Source organism: Streptomyces liangshanensis (genome assembly GCF_011694815.1).
Lineage (GTDB): Bacteria > Actinomycetota > Actinomycetes > Streptomycetales > Streptomycetaceae > Streptomyces > Streptomyces liangshanensis.
Window position 1 is genome coordinate 3,526,855 of sequence record NZ_CP050177.1, and the last position, 20,649, is coordinate 3,547,503.

General features: G+C 70.7%; 18 protein-coding genes and 2 tRNA genes. 13 read left to right on the forward strand and 7 right to left on the reverse strand.

What is annotated here, in order from left to right; all coding sequences use genetic code 11:
• Positions 1-99: 99 nt before the first annotated feature.
• Positions 100-567, reverse strand: coding sequence for a GatB/YqeY domain-containing protein (locus HA039_RS15210; protein ID WP_167029468.1), 468 nt, complete (start codon positions 565-567; stop codon positions 100-102).
• A 100-nt stretch (positions 568-667) separates the two neighbouring features.
• Here HA039_RS15210 and HA039_RS15215 point away from each other — a divergent pair, with 100 nt between their 5' ends.
• The 5 genes from HA039_RS15215 (at position 668) to HA039_RS15235 (ending at position 4,463) form a co-directional block, all read left to right on the forward strand.
• Positions 668-1,594, forward strand: coding sequence for a metallophosphoesterase (locus HA039_RS15215; protein WP_167029471.1), 927 nt, complete (start codon positions 668-670; stop codon positions 1,592-1,594).
• A gap of 84 nt (positions 1,595-1,678) precedes the next feature.
• Positions 1,679-1,752: transfer RNA gene (locus HA039_RS15220), tRNA-Pro, on the forward strand.
• 153 nt (positions 1,753-1,905) lie between these two features.
• Positions 1,906-2,409, forward strand: a complete 504-nt coding sequence (locus tag HA039_RS15225; RefSeq protein ID WP_167029474.1) for a DUF4365 domain-containing protein — start codon at positions 1,906-1,908, stop codon at positions 2,407-2,409.
• A 1-nt stretch (position 2,410) separates the two neighbouring features.
• Complete coding sequence (locus tag HA039_RS15230; RefSeq protein WP_167029477.1) at positions 2,411-3,547, forward strand: hypothetical protein; 1,137 nt, start codon at positions 2,411-2,413, stop codon at positions 3,545-3,547.
• Positions 3,548-4,025: 478 nt separating this feature from the next.
• The gene (locus HA039_RS15235) at positions 4,026-4,463 is read left to right on the forward strand and encodes a hypothetical protein (RefSeq protein WP_167029480.1); all 438 of its coding nucleotides are present in this window, start codon (positions 4,026-4,028) and stop codon (positions 4,461-4,463) included.
• Positions 4,464-4,629: 166 nt separating this feature from the next.
• Here HA039_RS15235 and HA039_RS15240 read toward each other — a convergent pair.
• Both HA039_RS15240 and HA039_RS15245 read right to left on the reverse strand, forming a co-directional pair.
• Positions 4,630-4,704 (reverse strand) — tRNA-Trp (locus HA039_RS15240).
• Between the two features lie 63 nt (positions 4,705-4,767).
• On the reverse strand, positions 4,768-6,147 hold the full coding sequence (locus HA039_RS15245) for a PIN-like domain-containing protein (protein WP_167029485.1): 1,380 nt from the start codon (positions 6,145-6,147) through the stop codon (positions 4,768-4,770).
• Positions 6,148-6,303: 156 nt separating this feature from the next.
• Here HA039_RS15245 and HA039_RS15250 point away from each other — a divergent pair, with 156 nt between their 5' ends.
• On the forward strand, positions 6,304-6,498 hold the full coding sequence (locus tag HA039_RS15250; RefSeq protein ID WP_208298621.1) for a DUF7336 domain-containing protein: 195 nt from the start codon (positions 6,304-6,306) through the stop codon (positions 6,496-6,498).
• Between the two features lie 19 nt (positions 6,499-6,517).
• On the opposite strand, the gene HA039_RS15255 is transcribed toward HA039_RS15250, so the two are convergent.
• Together HA039_RS15255 and HA039_RS15260 are read right to left on the reverse strand one after the other, a co-directional pair.
• Entirely contained in the window at positions 6,518-6,877 is a 360-nt protein-coding gene (locus HA039_RS15255; protein ID WP_167029491.1) for a YbaB/EbfC family nucleoid-associated protein, read from the reverse strand.
• 110 nt (positions 6,878-6,987) lie between these two features.
• Positions 6,988-7,908, reverse strand: coding sequence for an RICIN domain-containing protein (locus tag HA039_RS15260; RefSeq protein WP_167029494.1), 921 nt, complete (start codon positions 7,906-7,908; stop codon positions 6,988-6,990).
• Positions 7,909-8,389: 481 nt separating this feature from the next.
• On the opposite strand from HA039_RS15260, the gene HA039_RS15265 reads away from it, so the two are divergent.
• The 4 genes from HA039_RS15265 (at position 8,390) to HA039_RS15280 (ending at position 13,224) form a co-directional block, all read left to right on the forward strand.
• Complete coding sequence (locus HA039_RS15265; RefSeq protein ID WP_167029497.1) at positions 8,390-8,749, forward strand: WXG100 family type VII secretion target; 360 nt, start codon at positions 8,390-8,392, stop codon at positions 8,747-8,749.
• A gap of 11 nt (positions 8,750-8,760) precedes the next feature.
• Positions 8,761-9,081 (forward strand): WXG100 family type VII secretion target, encoded by a 321-nt coding sequence (locus HA039_RS15270; RefSeq protein ID WP_167029500.1) that lies wholly within the window; start codon positions 8,761-8,763, stop codon positions 9,079-9,081.
• Between the two features lie 64 nt (positions 9,082-9,145).
• Positions 9,146-10,504, forward strand: a complete 1,359-nt coding sequence (locus tag HA039_RS15275; RefSeq protein WP_167029503.1) for an EsaB/YukD family protein — start codon at positions 9,146-9,148, stop codon at positions 10,502-10,504.
• Positions 10,501-13,224 (forward strand): right-handed parallel beta-helix repeat-containing protein, encoded by a 2,724-nt coding sequence (locus HA039_RS15280; RefSeq protein WP_167029506.1) that lies wholly within the window; start codon positions 10,501-10,503, stop codon positions 13,222-13,224. Before HA039_RS15275 ends, HA039_RS15280 begins: the two co-directional genes overlap by 4 nt.
• A 22-nt stretch (positions 13,225-13,246) precedes the next feature.
• On the opposite strand, the gene HA039_RS15285 is transcribed toward HA039_RS15280, so the two are convergent.
• Complete coding sequence (locus tag HA039_RS15285) at positions 13,247-13,996, reverse strand: hypothetical protein (RefSeq protein WP_167029509.1); 750 nt, start codon at positions 13,994-13,996, stop codon at positions 13,247-13,249.
• Between the two features lie 152 nt (positions 13,997-14,148).
• Between HA039_RS15285 and HA039_RS15290 the strand changes: the two genes are divergently transcribed.
• The 3 genes from HA039_RS15290 (at position 14,149) to eccCa (ending at position 19,135) form a co-directional block, all read left to right on the forward strand.
• Positions 14,149-14,442 carry a WXG100 family type VII secretion target gene (locus tag HA039_RS15290; RefSeq protein WP_167029511.1) on the forward strand — a complete coding sequence of 98 codons (294 nt, stop codon included), beginning with the start codon at positions 14,149-14,151 and terminating at the stop codon, positions 14,440-14,442.
• 63 nt (positions 14,443-14,505) lie between these two features.
• A complete protein-coding gene (locus HA039_RS15295) occupies positions 14,506-14,943 on the forward strand; it encodes a hypothetical protein (protein WP_167029514.1) in 438 nt (145 codons plus the stop codon).
• Between the two features lie 7 nt (positions 14,944-14,950).
• Positions 14,951-19,135: a type VII secretion protein EccCa gene (gene eccCa / locus HA039_RS15300; RefSeq protein ID WP_167029517.1), complete on the forward strand. Its 4,185-nt coding sequence runs from the start codon at positions 14,951-14,953 to the stop codon at positions 19,133-19,135.
• Positions 19,136-19,330: 195 nt separating this feature from the next.
• On the opposite strand, the gene HA039_RS15305 is transcribed toward eccCa, so the two are convergent.
• A complete protein-coding gene (locus HA039_RS15305; RefSeq protein WP_167029520.1) occupies positions 19,331-20,050 on the reverse strand; it encodes a hypothetical protein in 720 nt (239 codons plus the stop codon).
• Positions 20,051-20,649 lie beyond the last annotated feature (599 nt).

Sequence of the window (20,649 nt, forward strand, 5' to 3'; positions counted from 1 at the left end):
ACAGAGAAGGGCGCCCGGCCGGTGACGAGACACAGTCACCGGCCGGGCGCCCTTCTGTGCTGCGGCCGCAGTCCCTTTACATCTCTGCTTCTGTGCTTCTCACCCAGCGGCGAGCTGCTGCTTGACCAGGGCGGCGACCCGGCCGCCCTCGGCCCGGCCGGCGACCTTCGGGTTCACGATCTTCATGACGGCCCCCATCGCGCGCGGCCCCTCGGCGCCCGCGGCGCGCGCCTCGCCGACGGCCTGGGCGACGATGTCGCCGAGCTCGTCGTCGGACAGCTGCTTCGGCAGGTACGCGTCGAGGAGCACGCCCTCGGCCTTCTCCCTCTCGGCCTGCTCCGTACGCCCGCCGAGCGCGAACGCCTCGGCCGCCTCACGGCGCTTCTTCGCCTCCCGGGCGATGACCTTCTGCACCTCGTCGTCGGAGAGCTCACGGGCGGACGTGCCCGAGACCTCCTCCTTGGTGATCGCGGTGAGGGTCAGCCGGAGCGTGGCGGAGCGCAGCTCGTCACGGGCGCGGATGGAGGCGGTGAGGTCTTCCTTGAGCTTGGACTTGAGGCTGGTCATGGTTCCAAGTGTGACAGGTACGCCACGAAACCCGCCCCGCATTAAGGGCCTCCTCCCCTGGTCGTACAGGGTCGGACACAACCTCTGAGACGATGGGAACATGCGCGCACGTTACGGAGTACCCCTCGGAATCGCGGCAGTCGGCGCGGCCGGAATCGCCTACGCGGCGGGGATCGAAGCACGCTCGTTCCGGTTGCGGCGGGTCACCGTCCCCGTACTGCCGCGGGGCATGCGTGATCTTCGTTTCCTCCAGGTGTCCGACATCCACATGGTGAGCGGACAGCGCAAGAAACGGCACTGGCTCCAGGCGCTCGCGGGGCTGCGCCCGGACTTCGTGGTGAACACCGGCGACAACCTGTCGGACCCGGAGGGCGTACCGGAGCTGCTGGACGCGCTGGGCCCGCTGATGGAGTTCCCGGGCGTGTACGTCTTCGGCTCGAACGACTACTACGGCCCGAAGCTCCGCAACCCGGCCCGCTACCTCCTGGAGAAGGCCCAGGGCCGCCACGGCCTGAACGGCAACGCCCCGGCGCCGGCCGCGGTGCGCAACCCCTGGGAGCCGATGCGCGACGCCTTCGACGCGGCGGGCTGGGCGGACCTCACCAACACGCGCGGCCGGCTCAAGATCGACGGCTACGAGCTCGCGTTCACGGGCCTGGACGACCCGCACATCAAGCGGGACAGGTACGAGCGGGTCGCCGGCGGCCCGGAGGCGGACGCGGACCTCTCGATCGGCGTGGTCCACGCCCCGTACCTGCGCGCCCTGGACGCCTTCACGGCCGACGGCTACCCGCTGATCCTGGCGGGCCACACCCACGGCGGCCAGCTGTGCATCCCCTTCTACGGCGCCCTGGTCACCAACTGCGACCTGGACACGGACCGCGTGAAGGGCCTCTCGACCCACCGCTCGGGCGGCCACACCTCGTACCTGCACGTCTCGGCGGGCTGCGGCACGAACCGCTACACCCCGGTCCGCTTCGCCTGCCCCCCGGAAGCCACGCTGGTCACCCTGACCCCCCACCCCTGACACGCCACCCCTCCCCGAAACCGGATTTCGTCCTCGGCCAGCGGTGGGCTAAAGTAAGCGATGTCGCCGCCACACGGGCGACATCGGGGTGTAGCGCAGCTTGGCAGCGCGCTTCGTTCGGGACGAAGAGGTCGTGGGTTCAAATCCCGCCACCCCGACAGCCAAAGCAGCAGGTCAAGGGCCTGATCCTCTCTGAGGGTCAGGCCCTTCCCGCGTCTCCGGATCGGGCGTCGGAAGGCGGCCCGTGTCCGCGGTATTCCCTCGTCGGCGGAACCCACCTATCGTCGCGGTCACGCAACCGGGGGGTGAGTATGGCTGCTGAGGCGACAAGCTGGCAGAAGGAGCAAGTCAGCCGCGCTTACGTGCACGCCTTAGCCACGCAGGGTGGGTACACGATCTGCGACTGGAACGTGGACAAGGACGGAGTCGACGTCACTCTTCGTTCTCGTGGCCTCATGGTCGATATCCAGCTCAAGTGCACACAGAACCCGCGCACTATCAGGAGCGGCTACAGCTTCGACCTGGACATCGAGACCTACGACAAATTGCGTGACCCTGAGCGCTCGGCGCCTGGTCATCTTGCACTGCTCATCGTCCCGCGCGACATCGGGCGCTGGGTCATCCACCAGCCGGATTCGATAGTCCTTGCTTGTCACGGCTACTGGTCCTCCCTCTACGGGATGGAACACGCCCCAGGGAGCTCAACCACCGCGATACACCTTCCTGAGCACCAAGAGCTCACCGTGAAGGCCATGGGGACCATGTTCGATGCTGCACGCCGCATGACCAACAGCGCCGGTCCGGGGTTGAACTGACATGGCGGACATCACCCCTGACTTCGGCCCCGAAGAGATTCGCAGCTACCTCAAGGTCACCGGATGGGCCCCGGTATCGGGCGGCGCCGTAGCTGAGCTATGGACGCTTCCGGGGCCGGCTGACGAAGTCGTCCTGGTCCCGATGAAGCCCGGCGCGCCAGACTTCGCCAAGAGGGCGCGGATTCTCATCCAGGACCTCTCGAGGATCGAGTGCGAAGACGTCCAGACAGTCCACGACGCCATCGCCACGATCTACAACGACGTCACCGACCTCCGGGCCTCCCACCCATCGATGAGCGACGGATCGATCCCCCTTGAGTCCGGGTACGAGCTCTTCGTCTCCGCCAAGCGTCTCCGTGTCGCCTCCGCAGCGGCGACCCTCCGACGCCAAGGGCACTTCCGGAACTTCCCACCTCGGGCGCGTGATCAAGCACGAGAGGTTCGCCTGGGCCAGACGCGTCGTGGCTCGTACATCGTCCCCATCATCAGCCAGGCACGCTCCCCCGAGGACGTCTACTCACCGCGTCAAGATCACATCGACGTCAAGATCGAAGAGACTCTCTTCGACCGGCGGGTGACTGCCACAATGTCCCGCGCGCTGGGCGTGCTGGGGGATATGGCGGGTGCCGACCACGAACCCACCCCGAGCGAGATCAACGACTCCATCGGGGAAGGCGTCTCGTACGAGCTCTGCAAGGCCCTCGCCAAAGTCGTGAACACAGAATCCGTCAGCGCGCTCGACGTGACCTTCAATTGGTCGCGCGTGGCGGCGCCACCACCGGGCACCCCGACGCGTGTCGAGTTCAACCGCGAGGCGATCGAGATCGTCGACCTGGTATCCGAACAGCTCAAGTCCAAAATCCACACACGGAATCACTTGATCTACGGTGTCGTCACAGACCTCAGTCGGCATCCCAATGACGACACCGGCCATGTCGGCGTCCAGACGCTTCTTCAGCGCCGCAGTCGCACGGTGTGGATGGACCTTCCGGACAGGGAGTACCACACGGCCGTGCGTTGTCACGACGCCGGAATCCCTGTCCGCGTCAGCGGCACGTTGACCAGTCCGCCAGGTGGGCTCGCCCGCATGAATGTCAGCGCCTTCGGCCCCGATCCGTCGCTGGGAGCGGACAACTAACAGCCCGAAGGGCCTCTCCGTCCGCCCGACCGCAGCAGGCGTTCGAGACCTCGCACCGGCGAGGTCGAGCACGTGGCACGACGCGTCCCGAGGGCGGCTTCTCTCTGCTCGGTCAGAACCGTGTACACGGCGCTTTCGCATTCCGCAGGTGACGTGGGCGTGCGCCGACACCAAGCCGTCGACCTGGCCCGTGCGCTCGTCCATGAACAGCCTCTCGGGTACCGCTCTGGAGCGCTGTCGTCGCTGCGCTCGCTTTCGCGGTCCCCACGGCCGTATCGGCCAAGCAAGCCCTCTTCCCCTCGGCCCGGGCCACGCTTTTGGTCGAACCCAACAACCACTTCTGCTTGAACCGTTGGTACATTCCGGACTCGGACGCGGCCCTGCGGCCGCGGGTGAACGGCGCGACTCCCCATCAGCTGAAAACCTGGCAACGGGAGGGCCGCATCGCGCACGCGGGGTTCTGGAAACGGCCGTCACAGTGCATGGCAAAGCGGGTTCGTCCGTCGAGGTGCGAGACATATCCATCACGGTGACCCGGCGCGAGAAGGTCGCGCCCGGTACGGTGACTGCTCCGTCTGGCTGTGGGGGCGATCCGAACGAACCTGCCTATCTGGTCGTCGACCTGGACACTCTCCCGCTGAACAGGCCCGCACCCGCCGCTTATCTGCTGCGGAGCCCCCAGCAAAGGTCGGCCCGCCAACTGGAGAGCGATTTCGGCAAGTCGCTCAGCCTTCCCCATACCGTTGCCGCCGGCGACTTCTACTCGCTCTTCCTGATCAGCCGCACACAGCGTCATGACTCTTACTGGCGTGCCACGATTACTTGGTGGGACGGCGAGGAAACGCATCGCCGTTCGATCTCGGGAAGCAGTGGCCAGGACCTCCGTGTGGTTCCGACCGGGGACGACGCGCCGTAGCACTGATGGTCTGGAACTCAGTTGCCAGCGCAGTCACCGGGTTGCAGGCCCACCTCCCACCTGTACGCAGGTAAGGGGTCCATCGACCTGTCCTGGCCCGGGACGAAGCGCTGTGAGGTCGTACGCCGGACCGGCGTCACAGGCCGGATTCGGTGGCAGTGGAAGGCGGGACCGGCCGGGATCGAACCGGCGTCCTCGCGATTGTGGAGACCGCGCGCGTCGACCTCTGCGCTACGGCCCCGCCCCGTCGGCCATTCTACGGATCGTACGGACTCCTGCGCCCTGGGCTGTCCGGCGGTCGCGCCTACGGAGCGGCCTGCTCGTCGCCCCGGACGGGCTCGGGCTTGGTCTCCTCCGCCATCCGCGCGAAGAACGCCATCACCTCGTCGGCCAGCCGGAAGCCCGTGGCCCAGGAGGGCTCGTCCGGCGAACCGTAGATGGTGCGCAGCAGGAACGGCTCCTCACCGGTGAGCACTCCCTTGTCCTCCAGGTTTCGCGTGACCGTGCTGATCGGCCGCGTGAACCCCTTGAGTTGCCGATCCGGTCGGTATCCGGCCAGCTCGTAGACCCTCGCCCGATCCACGAAACCACCGTTCTGAGCGGCCTCGACCACCACCTTGTGGTGCACCGGGTACCGCGCCTCGAGTTCCCCGACGAAGCGCCCGAGGGACATCACTCCCCACCCCGTCGGCGCGCTCGTGTCGCCGTCCTGGCCCTCCCCTCGCAGTCGGTCCAGGTCGGAGACCGAGTCCTCGTCGACCTCCAGGCCTTCGAGCAGATCCTCGGCCCACTTGAGCAGCTCACCCGGGGTGAGCATGTAGAGGCGGCCGCCGGCCTGCTTGCGTAGCTCGACGACAAGCTCCGGCCGGGGGCGCGCGGGGATGTCCGCGTCCCGCGGCACCCACCAGTCCTTCTTCACGTCGCCGGTGACCAGCAGCACGTCACCCCCGCGGCGCTGCGCCTCCTGCATGAGTTGCAGCCACAGCACGTAGTCACCGGCCGCCTGCTCGGGGGACTTGGTCCTGAAGTCCTCGTACCCCGGCGGGATTTCGTCCTCGGCACGTGTCTGTGCCTCTTGTACGGCCTTGTCGTACTCATCCTGAGGCAACGGACCGCCGATGCGGCCCGACAACAGCGTTTCCAGCTCGGTCAGTACAGGATCGGTGTACGTCTCCGCGGTTCCGACCAGTGCGTCGAGCTTCGCCTGGCCCTCGATGAGGCCACGCAACTCCGCTGCTGCCTCTCTGAGTTGCTCCAAAGCCGCTTCGATCTGCTGAGTGACGGCCTCGTCCTTCTTCAGCCTCACGTCTCTCATCCAGCGCTCCACCGCGTCCTCCGCAGTCCGCGGCACCTTGTCCATCACCGCGGCGGCGTCCTTCGCCTTGGTGCTGTGGTGGTGGCGGACGGAGCGCTGCTCCCGGTTGCGCCAGATCTCCGTCAACACCTGGTGCGGAACCCACAGTCGGTCGCGGAGCTTGGTCAGTACGGCGAGGGTGTCCAACCGTGTCCGCTCGTTCGAACGGTAGAGATTGAGCAGCACATTGGTGTCCAGGACGACCATGCCGGTCCGGAAGACGTGCGCGTAGTCGGCGGCGACCGGACTGCGGTACGCCTCGTCACAGTCGAAGATCCCGCGCGGCACTTCGACACCGCCCGCTTCCGGGTCTGTTCCCGCGTACGTCATGGTCGTGCGCCCCCCGTCCCCCGCGCCGCTCACACGGCGGTATGAGCGGCGATTCTGGCAGGGGATCGATCGAGTAGGGGCAGGAATTCGCGGATTGGCTCGCGTCCGAAGGGTCTTTTCCGCGCGGCTGCGAGACGGCCCGCGGGTGGTGTGTTCGTGGACGAGCGGGACGGCGACGACGTCAAGCTGCTCGGTGTGTTCTCGACGCGGGAGCGGGCAGAGGCGGGGCGGGAGCGGGCGCGGGTTTTGCCGGGGTTTCGGGATGAGCCCGAGTGCTTTGTCGTCGACGGGTACGAACTCGACGTGGGCACCTGGGGCGAGGGGTTCGTTCGGGTCCCGCCCGGTGAGTAGGTGCCCACGTGCGTTCTCGTTACTCCGGGGTCGGGCGCGGGCGTTGTGCGGCGTTGGGGTGGCGGGGGTCGAGGTGTTGTCGGATGCCGTGGGTCAGGGTGTCGGCTATGGCCGGGAGCAGGGCGCTGGTCGCGGTCTCGCGGGCCGAGGCGCGTGCGTTCTCCGTTGCCGTGAGGATCAGGCGGGCCAGGTGTTCGGTGTCGTTGGGGTCGGCGGCCTCGGGGGCGATGAAGACGTGCTTGAGCTGGAGGGCTCCGTCCACCGTGACGCGGACCGCCCCGCCGCCGGCCGAGCCCTCGATGGCCAGTTCGGTCAGTTCCCGTTGCGCGGCCAGCAGGCCGGCCTGCATCTGCTGGGCCTGTTGCAGGAGTTGACTCATGTCCGGGCGGCGGGAGGCAGGGGGAGGGGAAGAGGGGGGAGGGGGCGAGGGGGGTGTTTTCATGGGGGCCTGTCTTTGGGCTGGGGCCTGGGCCTGGTGGGCTGGTCGGGTCAGCCGAAGTGCCACTTCTGGTTGTTGGTGCCCTCGCAGGCGTAGATCTGGAGCGCCGTGCGGTCCGCGGTGCCGAAGTCGCGGGCGTCCAGGCACTTGTTGGCCTTGACGTTGGCGATGTCACCCGCCGCTTCGACGCGCCACTGCTGGCTGGCGCTGCCGTCGCAGGTGTAGAGGTCGACACTGGCGCCGTCGGCCGTGGAGCCGCCGCCCACGGACATGCACATCCCCAGGGAGCGGATGGTGCCGTCGGAGTGGACGGTCCACTGCTGGTTCGGGTTGTTGCCGCACGCGAACAGCTGGAGCGCGGTCGCCGGGGCGGCGGTGTAGATGGCATCCTTCACGTCGACGCAGCGGTTCGACGCGGCGCCGACGATGCGGTGGCTCGGCTGGGAGGCCTGGAGGCTGAAAGATTTCTGTCCGGCCGCCAACTGCTGGGAGTTGCCGGCGGAGGAGTTCGCGGGCTTCTCGGAGGGCTTCTGTGACGGCTTCTTGTCGGCGGGCGCCTTGGACGGCTTGTCGCTCGGCTTGCCCGTCGGGCTCGGCGAAGAGGGGGCGACGGGCTGGAGCGCCGGGGGCACCAGGTACCGGATCGGCCCCTGCCCGGACGGCAGTTGGGGGATGTCCCGGGGTTTGCCCGTGCCGCTCGGCGCGGGCGACGGGCGGGACGGTTCGCTCAGCGCGACCCGTTCGGCGGCCTGGGCCTGCGCCGCCCGGCTCTTGTCGCGCTGGTAGTCGATGAGCTTGCCCACGCCCATGACCCCCGCGCCCAGAACCACGACCACCAGTCCGGTGGTGAGGAGCCGGCCCAGCAGACCCGGGGTGTCGCGGTCGCCCCGCTGCCTCGAACTCGTCGCGAAGCTGGCCGCGAAACCCGGTACGCCGGGGCCCTTGGGCCCCTCGTGTATGGGCTCTCCCACAGCGTGCATCCTTTCCGGCGCCGGAAGATTTTGCCTGCACCGTACAATACGGTTGCCGCGGCCCACAATTGAGCCCCCTTGATACCGCTATACCGTTGCTTTCCGAAGTCACTTCCCTTCGGCGCGGGTTGAACAGAACCAATGAGTAACCAACCCATCGGTATGTTGTCTCCTGTTCATTCATCGGCCACCGACCGTGACATGACAGGGCCGCACATGCGCTGACCTCGGACGCAGACATGGCGTCCCGCTGGGTAAAAAAAGCGTAAACAGCGCTGCCCGGGCTGGCCCGGTTGACATGGACAATGTGAGCATATAGCCGTCACGTCGGCCGCCGAGCGGCACCAACGCCGCTTCCGCCGACTGCTTTCGCCCCGCACCGCAGGCTATTTTGGGTAACTGAGACAAAGCATTCAGGGCTGTCCCGAGTGATTTCTCCGTGTTCCCTCGCAGGCAGTCGCGGCAGGTACGAGGAGGATCCATGTCCACTCCGGTCGAACAATCCACAACAATCGGTGATGTCGAGTACAGCGTCACTCCCGGTGAGCTTCTGGCGGCGGCGAACAGTACGAACACCACCGCGCAGGAACTCGACGCGCAGCTGAGCGCGCTCAAGACGTACGTGATCGGCCTGGAAGAGGCCTGGCACGGTATGGCGGCCAACGAGTTCCAGGACCTCATGGTCCAGTGGGACACCTACGCGCGGATGCTCAACGACGCGCTGACCAGCATCGCCGGCGGCCTCCAGGGGAACTACGGCAACTACGACGTCTCCGAGCAGCGGAACCTGACGAACCTGTCGTCCGTCCGCGCCAACATCCCCTCCGCCAACTTCTCCTGAGGAGTCCCGCCATGCCCGGTTTCGACGACGTACAGATCCTTGTCACCCATGAACTCGGCACCGCCGGCCCCACTTTGACCAACCGGGCCGACGAGTGCGTCGACGAGCTCAACGCGCTGAAGGCGCGGCTCGCGCCGCTCGCCGACTCCTGGACCCGCAGCCAGGCCGCCTCCTTCTACCAGGAGAAGCAGGCCGAGTGGGACACCGCGGCGCTCGGCCTGTTCGGGCCCGAGGGGATCCTCGCGCAGATCGCCCACGCCATGAACGTCAACTACGGCAACTACGCGGACGCGGAGCTGTCCAACATCAGCACCTGGCGCAGCGGCAACTGACCCGCCCGGCCACCGGAAGACAGAAGCCCGAACACCGGAAGACAGAGGACAGAGGACAGCGCTAGTGGACGACGAACGGTGCCGGATCACGGTGGTGGGCAGCCGCAGGCGGGTCGATCTGGCGGTCCCGGCCCGGACGGCGATCGCCGAGTACACCCCGGGTCTGCTGCGGCTCTGCGGGCAGGACGAGGAGGACGACACCTTCCCCGCCGCCTGGTCGCTGGCGCTGCCCGGGGCGAGGCCGCTCTCCCCCGGCGTCTCGCTCAGCGAGGCCGGTGTCGCCGACGGCGCGACGCTGTACCTGCGGGACGCGGCCGCGGGTGAGTTCGACGGCCCGGAGATCACCGACCTGGACGAGCTGGTCGGCGAGGCCAACCAGGACGGGCTGCACTGGGACACCCGGCAGCACGCGCTGACCGTGCTGTTCCTCGGGCTGGGCGGCATGGTCGCCGCACTCGCGGTGTTCGTCGGCCTGACCGCCGGCGACGCCGTGTACCAGGCGGCCGGACTCGGCGCGGTGGTGGGCGGGTTGGGGCTCGCGGTGCTCGCGGGCCACGCGACCCGCCGCGCCTGGCCGCTCGCCCTGCCGGTACGGCTCGGGCTGGCGCTCGCGGCCGTCCCCCTGGTCGCGGTCGGCGCCGTACTCCTCGTACCGTCGTCGCGGGACAGCTCCACGGCGGTGATCGTCGCGACGGCCTCGGGCGTCCTGGCCGGCGCTCTCGCGGCCCGGCTCGCGGTCAACCACGCGCTCACCCTGACCACCCTGGTGGTGGCCGCGGTCGTGCTGCCCACGGCCGGGCTGCTCGCCGGCTTCGGCGCCACCCTGGTGGAGAGCGCCGGGGTGGTCGCGGTCCTGGCGATGGGCGCGCTCGCCGTACTCCCGGTGACGGCAGGTCACTTGGTGGCGCTCTCGGCGCCGTCCGACGCGCGGGAGGGCGTCTCGGGGGCCTCGGTGCCGGGCCTGGTGGCCCTCGGCCGCCGGGTGCTCGCCGGGCTGACGCAGGTCCTCTCGGCGGTCCTGGTGGCCGCGCTGGTGGTGCTCGGCACCGCCGCCGACGCGTACGCGCTGATCCTCACGCTCGTCGTCAGTGGCGTACTGCTGCTGCGCTCGGGCCAGTTGAAGATCACGGCGGCGGTGCTGCCGATGGCCGCGGCGGGCTTCGCGGGCCTCGCCACGGTGCTGCTCCACGCACCCGGCGCCCTCGGGGCGCCCGACTGGTCCGGCCCGCTGGCCGGGCTGGTGGCCGGCGCCGTCCTGCTCGGCACCGGAGTCGTCAGGGCCCTGCCCGCCGCCGAGCAGATCCGGGAGCGGCCCTCGTGGTTCTCCGGCCTCTCCTCGGCGCTCGCCCTGACGGCCGTACCGCTCGCCGTCGGTCTCTTCGGGGTCTTCGGCACCCTGATGAACATGGGTGAGTTGATGTGACAAGGGAGTTGCAGCGCGTCGCCGCGCGGGGCTGGGGCACCCACCGCACCATCGCCTCGGCCGTCCGCGCCGCCGCGGACGGCGCGGTGGTGTCCGTACAGCCCGGTACGTACACCGAGTCCCTGGTCCTCGACCGCGACGTGACCCTGGTCGCCGAGAAGGGGCCGGGCACCGTACGCCTCACGGCGGCGCACGGGCCCGCGGTCAGTGTGCCCGCGGGCCGCGTGGCGTTGCGGGAGCTGGAGATCACCGGGGCGGATCCGGCGGAGCCCGCGGTGCTCGTCCGGGGCGGCGAAGTGGAACTGGAGCGCTGCGAGATCTCCGGCGGACGGCTGGAGTTGGCGCGCGACGCGCGCGCGGTGGTCCGCGGGTGCACGGTCCGGGACAGCCGCCGGGCCGGGGTGCACGTCACGGGCACCGCCCACGGCACCTTCGAGGACTGCGTCGTCCACACCGTCGACGGCCACGGGATCACCCTGGTCGACACCGCGGGCGCGGAGTTGCGGCGTACCCGGGTACGGCACACCACCGCCTGCGGGATCCTCCTCGGCGGCACCAGCACCGCCGTCCTCGACGACTGCGACGTGGCGCACGCCGGGGACGCCGCCCTGCTGGTGTACGCGCCCGCGCGGCCGCTGCTGCGCGGCTGCCGCCTGCACGACACCACGGCCCAGGGCGTACGGGTGGAGGACGCGCCCGATGTGCCGGTCCAGCGGACCCGGGCGGGCACGGCAGGCGCGTCGGCCACGGCAAGCACCGCGGGCGCGTCGGACGCCGGCGCGGAGTCGGCCGGCCAGGACGAGCGCCGGATCCGGCTCGACGGGTGCGAGATCTTCCGTACGGGGGCGGAGGGCGTCCTCGTCTCGGGCGGCAGCGAGGTGCTGCTGCGCGCCTGCGAGGTCCGCGAGACGCCCGGCGCCGGGGTGCTGGCGCGCGGCCTCGCGCGAGTGGAACTGGACACGGTACGGATCGTCGACGTACCGGACACCGCGCTGACGGCCACCGAGGGCGCCGAACTCCGCGCCCGGGCCTGCGAGCTGGCGCGCAGCGGGGGCAACGGGCTCCTGGCCGACGGCACTTCGGTGGTCGAGATGGTGGACTCCTCGATCGCCGCCACCGGGAACTGCGGGGTGCGCCTGGCGGGCAACGCCCGGCTGCGCCTCGCGGACTGCCGGGTGGCGGACAGCGCGCAGGACGGCGTCCGGGTCGGGGGCAGCGCCGAACTGGTGGCGGAGCACACCCGCGTAGAGCGCAGCGCGCTCGCCGGGGTGCGGGTGGACGGCGCGGACGCGGTGCTGCGCGCGTGCGAGGTCACCGGCGCCGAGACGGGGGTACGGGTGGCGACCCGGCACCGGCCGCTGCTGGAGGACTGCGTGGTCACCGGGGCCCGCCGCACCGGGATCGAGGTCGGTCCGGACACCGGCGTGCTGATCCGCGGCGGACGGGTCGCGGACACCGGCTCGGCCGGGGTGTTCCTTGAGGAGCGCAGCCAGGCCTGGATCGAGGGGCTGGAGATCTCGGAGGCGCGGGGCAGCGGGCTCGTGGTGTGGACCGGTGCCGATCCGCGGATCCGCGCGGTGACGGTCGCGGGCAGCGGGAAGAACGGGATCTACGTGCATGAGGAGGGCGCGGGGGTCTTCGAGGACTGCGAGATCTCCCGGTCCGCCTTCCCCGCGCTGTACGTGGGGTCCAAGGCGGCCCCGGTGCTGCGCCGTTGCCTGGTGCGCGACGTACAGGAGGATCTGTCGGCGGCCGAGGACGCCGTGCCGGTCTTCGAGGACTGCACGGTCCGTGACGTCGCCGTCGGCACGATGCCGCACCGCCCGGAGGAGGCCGCGCGGTCCGGCGGCCCGGGGTCTTCCGCGGTCCCCGGCCGGCCGGCGGAGCAGGACCCCGCACCGGAGCAACTGCCCGCGCTGATGAAGGAGTTGGAGGCGCTGGTCGGGCTGGAGCGGGTCAAGCAGGAGGTCGGCTCGCTGACCAAGGTGATGCAGATGGTCAAGCGGCGCGAGGAGGCGGGCCTGCAACCGCCGCCGCTCAGCCGCCATTTGGTGTTCGCGGGGAATCCCGGGACCGGCAAGACGACGGTGGCCCGGCTGTACGGGCGGTTGCTGGCGGCGCTCGGGCTGCTGGCCCGGGGGCATCTGGTGGAGGCCGACCGGGGCTCGCTGGTCGGTGAGTACGTGGGGCACACCTCCCCGAAGACCACCGCGGTCTTCCGGCGGGCGATGGGCGGGGTGCTCTTCATCGACGAGGCGTACGCCCTGGTCCCGCACGGGCAGTCCACCGACTTCGGCCACGAGGCGATCGCCACCCTCGTCAAGCTCATGGAGGACCACCGGGACGACGTCGTGGTGATCGCGGCGGGCTATCCCGCCGACATGCGGCGGTTCATGGAGTCGAACCCGGGGCTGGAGTCGCGCTTCACCCGGACGCTGACCTTCGACGACTACGCCGCAGACGAGCTGGTGGAGATCGTCCGCTACCAGGCGGTGCGGCACCAGTACCGGCTGCCGGACGAGACGCTGGCCGCGCTGCTCGGTTACTTCGACGGGCTGGAGCGCGCGGAGCACTTCGGCAACGGCAGGGCCGCTCGGCAGGTGTTCCAGCGGATGACCGAGCAGCACGCCGAGCGGGTGGCCGATCTGCCGGAGCCCGACACCGACGACCTGACGATCATCCGGCCGCAGGACCTGCCCGAGTCCCTGGCGCCGCCGTGAGCCCGGCGGCGGGACCCGGGGGTCATCCGACGACGGGGCCGGGACCGAAACCCTTCGGCACGGAGTCCGGCGGCACCGCGTGGCCGAACCGGATGTCCCCGCCGATGCCCTTCGGTACGGATTCCGGCGGGACCCCGTGGCCGAATCGGAGATTACCGATGGAGCGGACCACTTCCTGGCCGAGTGCGTCGGTGGGGAATCGGGAGTTGCGGTCGACCTCCGAGTAGGTCTGGCCGGCGCGGTTCACCATGGCGATGTATTCGCCGACCAGCTCCAGCACATTCCCGATGGAATAGAGCGCCTTCTCCATCGCCGGATTCATCGTCGCGGCGAACTCCTTGGCGAAGGGCTGGATGTCGCTGTCCACGGGACCCGGGAAATACGGAATCCCGTAGACGGGGTCCTCCGCCTCCTGCCCGAATACGGAGTCACCCATGCCGAGGACCCGGTCGCGCAACGCCTGGTAACTGTCGGTGGCGACCCGGGCGGCGGCCAGCATGGTCTCCTCGGCACCGCGCATGCTGGCGAGGTTCACCCTGATGGGAGGCGTTTCGGGCACATCGGCGGTGGGCGCCTGGCCGCTTCCGGCAGGGGACCCGGGAGGGGGGTTGTTGAAGGAGGGCGGGGTGGTGCCCCAGCCGACGTGGACATTCGGCGCCAGATAGCCGAGGTCTTTTCCCCGGTCCGGATCGGGCCCGGGATTTGTCTGGATGTCCGGGTTCGGTTGCCAGTGGTCGTACGAAGAGTGCTGGATTCCATCGTCGTCAGCCATGGTCCGGATATTACCTCGGCGACCCGCCCCGGATGATTAAGATTTGGTAATGAGTGGGCTCATGTGCTTATCCGCTGTGGCAGGATGGGAAAGCGGCGGCATGAATGCGTGTGGCGGCGGACAGGCAAGCGGAAGGTCTAATTATGCCCGATATGTCGTGGTCGGATTTCAAGGTGGCACTGGGGCAATTGCAGGCGGCCGTCGGCTCGGTGAACGGCGAGGCGGGCAATATCGCCGGAAGTATGTCCAGCATCTCCGGTGAGTTCGCCAAGATCGGCTCGGCCTGGCAGAGCCCCGCCTCCATGACCCTCCAGGAGGTGCAGGAGTGGTTCGCGCGCTCGTCCTCCGACCTGCACGCCCTCCTGGAGGACGTCGGACGGCGCCTCCAGGTCGCGTACGACAACTACCACCAGGTCGAGACGACCAACACCGGCAACCTCACCTGAGCACCGCCGCCCGCGCGCCCCTTCCTTCCCCCACCCTCCCCCTGCATCCCTCGCGGAGACGGCATGGCCAGCGACCCCAACTACGACGCCTCGTCCCTCTACATCGACCCGCAGTCCATCGTCACGTCGGCCCGGCTGCTGACCACGTACGCCCAGGACGTGGCCGACGCGATCACCCGCATCAACACCACACTGGGCGACCTCGCCCTCGGCTGGGCCGGGGAGACGCAGCAGGAGGTCGACCTGATGAACCAGCGGTGGACCACGGTCATGCGGGGCCTGTTCGGCACGGAGGACTCCCCCGAGAGCGGCGTGCTCAACGTCATGGCCGCCGGGGCGGAGGCGGTCGCCGCGGGCAACGCCCAGACCGAGGTCGCCCTGCGCGACATGTTCAAGCAGTTCGGCAGCGCCATCGACGCGCCGCAGGGCAGCGGCACCCCCGGCTCCGCCCCCGCGGACCGTACCGATCTCGACTACACCGCGATCACCGCGGACTGGTGAACCCCACATGACCCGTACCGCGTTCCACCGCCCCGCCCGCACCTTCCCGCCGTCGGTGCCGGAAGAGCGGATCAGCCTCGCCGCCGCGCCGCAGAAGCCGGCCAACAACCAGGCGTCGAACTGGCTGATCATCCTGCTGCCGCTGCTCAGCAGCGTCAGCATGGCCGCCTACATGGTCACCTTCGGCCGCCCGTGGATGATCCTCCTCGGCGTGTCCTTCGTGATCCTGTCCGTCGCCATCACGGTGTACGTGCGCTGGCAGTCCCGCAGCACCACACGCCAGCAGCGGCTGCGGCAGCGCGACCGGTACGTCGAGTACCTGTCCGGCATCCGGGCCAAGGCCCGCGCCTCGGCCTCCGCCCAGCGCGCCGTCGGCGCCTTCCTGCACCCCAGCCCCCGGCGGCTGTGGGCCATCGCGGTGAACCGGCGCCGGGTGTGGGAACGCCGCCCCGGTGACGCGGACTTCCTCACCGTACGGGTCGGACTCGGCCGGGGCCTGCCGCAGTTGCGGATCGCGCCCGGCAACCGCAACGACCCCACCGCCGAGTTCGAGCCGCTGTCCCAGCGCGCCGCGGAGAAGCTGACCCGGGACTACGCCTGGGTCGGCCTCCAGCCCGCCTGCGTCGACCTCGCCCGCACCGGGGTCGTCAGCCTGCTCGGTACGAAGGAGCGCACCCGGTCCACCGCCGCCGCCCTCCTCCTCCAACTCGCCGTGCTGCACGCCCCCGACGACGTCCAGCTCGTCGTCCTCGACGGGGACGCGGCCGCGAAGGGCGACGGGCCCCGCGAGGCGGGAACCGCCACGACCGACTCCCCCTGGTCCTGGGTCAAGTGGCTGCCGCACACCCACGAATCGGACGCGTCCTCCTCCGGCGCGGGCCTGGTCCCCACGATCGCGGGACGGCTCGACGGAGTCGCCGACGTCCTGGAACGCCGGCTGGAACGCGCCCGCGCCGAGCGCTCGGAACGCTCCACCGTGCTGCCCTCGCTGCGCAACGCCGACCCGGGCCGCCGCTGCGTCGTCGTCCTCGACGGATACCGCCCCGACGCCCTCTGGGCCCGCTCGTCCCTGATCGCCGAACTCCTCGCCGAGGCCGGCCCGGCCAGCGGCATCCACGTCGTGTGCCTGGTCTCCAAGGAGAACGAGGAGCCCGGCCGGGTCGACGTACGGGCCAGGCTCGACGGCGGCCGGGGCCTCACCCTGGAGAGCCGCGACCCCGACCTCCTCGACGGCGTCGAGGACATCGTCGCCGACGAGGCGGAGCCCGCGCTGTACGAGCAGACCGCGCGCGCCCTCGCCCCGCTGCGCCTCTCCGGGGAGCGCGACCAGGTCCTCTCCCGTACGGTGTCGCTCCCCGACATGCTCGGCTTCGGGGACCTCGCGGCCTTCGACCCGACCGCGTTCTGGCGCGCCCCCGGTGACGAGGCGCTGCTGCGTATCCCGATCGGCGTCACCGGCTCCGGCGACGACCTCGTACTGGACCTCAAGGAGTCCGCCCAGGGCGGCATCGGCCCGCACGGCCTGGTCGTCGGGGCCACCGGTTCCGGCAAGAGCGAACTGCTGCGGACCCTGGTGACCGGGCTGACGATGACCCACTCGCCGGAACAACTGGGCTTCGTCCTGGTCGACTTCAAGGGCGGCGCCACCTTCGCGGGCGTCACCGAACTCCCGCACGTCGCGGGCCTGATCACCAACCTGGCCGACGACCTCGCGTTGGTCGACCGGATGCGTGCCGCGCTCGCCGGCGAACAGCAGCGCCGCCAGCGGATGTTGCGCGACGCGGGCAACGTCGACTCGGTCCGCGAGTACCAGATGCTCCAGGCGCAGGGCGGCACCGACACCGAGGGGCGGCCGCTGGAGCCCATGCCGTACCTGATGATCGTCGTGGACGAGTTCGGTGAACTGCTGTCCCAGCGGCCGGACTTCATCGAGCTGTTCGTCCAGATCGGCCGCGTCGGCCGCTCGCTCGGCATGCACCTGCTGCTCGCCACCCAGCGGCTCGACGAGGGCCGGCTGCGCGGCCTGGAGTCCCACCTCTCGTACCGGATCTGCCTGCGCACCTTCTCCGCCGCCGAGAGCAAGGCCGTGCTCGGCACGAACGACGCCTACAAGCTGCCGCCCATCCCCGGCTCCGCGTACCTGCGCGTCGACGAGTCGGTGTACGAGCGGTTCCGCGTCGCCCACGTCTCCGGCACCTACCAGGAGCCCGACCCCGAGGCCTCGGCCGAGGCGTCCGGGCCCGCCCCGACGCCCGTGCTCTTCGGCCTGCGCACCGCCGAACACGCCCGCGCCCGCTCCGAGGACCCGGACGTCACCCGGACCCCGGCCCCGCTGCCCGTCGCGGGATCGCGCACCGAGATGCAGGTCGCGGTCGAACGGCTGCGGCGGTACGGGCGGCCCGTCCACCAGGTGTGGCTGCCGCCCCTGCCCGCCCACATCGACCTCGACTCCCTCCTCGGCCCGGTCGGCGAGGACCCCGAACGCGGCTTCCAGGCCGCCAAATGGGACGGGATCGGCTCCCTCTCCTTCCCGGTCGGCGTGGTCGACCTGCCGATGCGCCAGGCGCAGAAGGCCCTCCTCGTCAACCTCGCCGGCGCGCACGGCCACGTCGCCGTCGTCGGCGCCCCGCAGTCCGGCAAGAGCGTCGCCCTGCGCACCACCCTGCTGGCCGCCATGGCCACCCACACCCCGGACGAACTCCAGTTCACCTGCGTCGACTTCGGCGGTGGCGGACTCGGACCCTTCGAGGCCGCCCCGCACGTGTCCGGCGTCGCCACCCGGCACGACGAGACCCGCGTCCGGCGCGCTCTCGCCGTCGTCCGGCAGACGGTCGTCGCCCGCGAGCAGCTCTTCGAACGCCTCAACGTCGACTCCGTCGCCGGCTTCCGCCGCGCCCGCGCCGAGGGCCGGCTGCCGCAGGACACCCTCGCCGCGGACCTCGTCCTCGTCATCGACAACTGGGCCGCGCTGCGCGGCGCGGTCGAGGAGGCCGAGTCGCTCGTCCACGACATCGCCACCCGCGGCCTCGGCGTCGGCGTGCACCTGCTGCTCACCGCGAACCGCTGGGGCGAGATCCGCACCAGCCTGCGCGACGCCATCGGCGGGCGGTTCGAACTGCGGCTCAACGAGACCGGCGAGTCCGAGATCAACCGCAAGGCCGCCAAGCTCCTCAGCGCCGCCGCGCCCGGCCGCGGCATCGCCCCGCCCGGCGACCAGATCCACATCGCGCTGCCCCGACTCGACGGCGCCCAGACCATGGAGGGCCTCGCCGAGGCCCAGCAGGCCGCCATCGCCGAGTCCGCCGCCCGGTGGACCGGCACGCCCGCGCCCGTGCTGCGCGTCCTGCCCGACCGCGTCACGCCCGGCGACCTCAAGGCGGCGGCCGCGGACCAGCCGAAGGCGTCCGCCACCGCCGTACCGATCGGGATCCGCGAGTCCGACCTCGGCCCGACCAGCGTCGACCTCGGCACGGGCGACTCGCACTTCCTCGTCCTCGGCGACTCCGGGTCCGGCAAGACCTCGTTCCTGCGGTCCTGGATGCGCGGCCTGGCCGAGCGGAACTCGCCGTACGCGATCCGCTTCATCACCGTCGACTACCGGCGCGGCCTCCTCGACGCCGTACCCGACGAATACCTCGGCGCGCAGGCGGCCAACGCCGAGCACGCCGCCGCGTACGTCGAGCAGCTCGCCGCCAAGCTCCAGGAGCGGATGCCGCCCGCCGGGATCTCGTCGCGCGAACTGCGGGAGCGCGCCTGGTGGTCGGGGCCCGAGCTGTACGTCGTCGTCGACGACTACGACCTGGCCGCCGGCCAGCCCGGCGCCCGCGGCCCGCTCGCGCCCCTCGCCGAGTACCTCACCCACGCCGCCGACATCGGCTTCCACCTCGTGCTCGCCCGGCGCGTCACGGGCGTCACCCGCGCGCTGATGTCGGACCCGCTGATCTCGCGGCTGCACGAGTACGGCACCGGCGGCCTGATCCTGTCCGGCGACCCGCGCGAGGGCGCCCTCATCGCCGACCAGCGCGCGGCCCGCCGCGTACCGGGCCGGGGGCTTGTGGTCGGCCGCCGGGTCGCGCCCACCCTCGTACAGACGGTGCTCGATCCCGCGCTCGACCCGTCGCTGGATCCCACCCTCGATCCGTCGCTCGACTCCTCGCTCGATCCGCTCGCTACCGGGCCCGACTCCCGCTGAGCGTCCGAGAAGGACAGCTGAGCGCCCCAGAAGGACAAGAAGCATGGCCGTCACCTTTGATACCGGTCCTCTCCACGAACTCGCCGCCCAGTGGATGAAGACCGGTGACACCCTCTTCGAGCAGTTGCAGAGGATGAGCGATGCCGTCAACGGCATCGAGTGGTCGGGCATGTCCGCCGACGCCGCCCGGGCCGCCTACGCGGAGGCCCCGGGCGGCGCCGGCGCTCCCAGCGGAGGGGTCGCGCTCCAGGTCCTGCTGTCGGCGATCACCGCCTGGCGGGTCAGCGAGTCGCTCCAGTCGTACGCGAACCAGCTCGACACGACGATCGACGACATCAACGACGCCGAGATGATCTCGGGCCTCGCGTCGATCTTCGGCCTGATCCTGAGCTTCGCGCTGCCGGGCCTCGGGGCCCTGCTCTCCTCGCTGTTCGGGGTGGTCGGCGAGGCGATCTCCTTCATCGTGTCCGTCGTCAGCCGCGTCGTGGGCGCTCTCGGCGAGCTGTCCTTCGTCGGGAACTTCGCCATCAACGCCGTTCTCGGCGCCGCGATCCAGCTGGGTACGGACGTGTTCGCCCAGGCCCTCGCCACCTGGGCGACCGGCAACAGCGACATCAAGGTCGACTGGAACGCGGAGGCGATCAGCCTCGGCATCGGGGCGGGACTCGGCGGGCTGTTCGGGCCCGACTGGCGCGGCCCGTCGAACATCAAGGGGACCAGTCCGGAAGGGCTCGGCGCCGGCAACTTCCGGCCCACGCCCCTCGACGAGCCGGTGAACGTCCCGCGGACCGGCTCCCCGCAGACGGTGACCGCGCCGCACACGGACATCACCGCGCCGCCCGCGGTACGGACGAACCCCGCGGACGGCGTGACCCTGACCGGCCCCGGCACGCGCGTGGAGACCCCGACCGGCATCACGGACGTCGTCAGGGGCAACCCAAGGGACAACCCGGGCCTGGGCGGGCGGCCCGTCGGCACGGCGGGGAACGGCGACCCGGTCGTGACGCGGTCCTCGTCGCCCGACACGGTCGCGCCCCGGACGGGCGACCCGGCGACCGGGAACCCGGGCCGGGTCAACCCCGAGGCGTCGACGCCCGGTTCAACGGTGCCGGCCCCGACGGGGTCTACGCCGGGGGGCGGTGCGGGGGTACGAAACGTGACGGCGACGGACGCGCCACCACCGCTCGCCACGCGGGGCGGGGCGCCTGGCAGCCGGGTGCCGGACAGCGCGGTACCTGGCTCCGGGACCCCGCAGGGCGCGGGTGCGGGGACTCCGGGGCGGGACGTACCCGGATCGACACGGGTGGATGCGGGCTCGCCCAACACGGTGGCACCGGACCGGCCGGTGACGGGGAACCCGGGTCGGGTGAACCCCGAGACGACGACTGCCGGTTCGGTGGCGGCAGGTGGACGGGGGGCGGACCCTGTGGTCCCCACGAACACCGGTCGGCCGGGTGACCCGGCGGGGGTTGCGGCCGGCGGGCGGGGCGCGGATCCCGTGACGCCGGGCAACG